Origin of the sequence: Vibrio sp. 10N.222.52.C12, from assembly GCF_041474215.1 — a bacterium.
In the GTDB taxonomy this organism is placed as follows: Bacteria; Pseudomonadota; Gammaproteobacteria; order Enterobacterales; family Vibrionaceae; genus Vibrio; species Vibrio crassostreae_C.
The window spans coordinates 1-675 of the sequence record NZ_JBFRTR010000138.1 but is presented as its reverse complement, the minus strand read 5'-3'; the positions used below and the strand labels follow the sequence as shown (position 1 = coordinate 675).

Annotated in this window: 1 protein-coding gene; it reads right to left on the bottom strand. The window is 42.5% G+C overall.

Translation table 11 applies throughout. From position 1 onward, the window contains the following. The coding region (locus AB4623_RS21275; protein WP_157939976.1) for a transposase at positions 1-464 on the bottom strand (464 nt) is incomplete at its 3' end. Positions 465-675: the final 211 nt, after the last annotated feature.

The window sequence follows — 675 nt, the reverse complement described above, 5'->3', positions numbered from 1 at the left end:
GCGGGAAGTATCTGGATTCGGTTCTTTTCCATGGTTTGCATGGATAACAACTGGTTTCGGCGAATGACTAAGTCACTCATTAGGCGTATGTTTTTTGGCTTTATGACAGTAAGAGCTGGTTTGATTGCTTCTCCATAGTGAGCGATCAATTCTGCATCTAAACGATCATTTTTGGCTCTGCGGCCAATAGCACCAGCGAATCGTTTTATGTGGACAGGGTTTGCTCTGACAATAGGTAATTGAGCCTCTGCACATGCAAGAACAAAAGGCATTTCTAATCGGCCTGTAGCTTCAATAACGATTCGTTCAGGACTGTGACTCTTAATCGTTTTGAGTGCTTTTTTGATGCCTTTATCATTGTTCTCTACTGAGAAAAATAGGTCTAGTGGCCTGATGTGGATGTCTAATTGTGTTTTGCCGGTATCAACTCCAACGTTGATGCTTTGATTGATTTTAGTATTCATAATAAGCTAACTCATGCTTGCGTAATGCGGGTTCGAGACCCAGTCGACTATTCGAGGTTTATGCTTGAAGTCCTATGTAGCGTTCATGTTTGTTATCGGTCTCTCGATAGAGGAGCCAGCGTTTAAACGAACTGCTACATAGAAAGCTTTAGTTGCAGCTAAAGCCTGGGTCTCACATTACCCGATTGGAGCGCTTATTATCCATACAAGC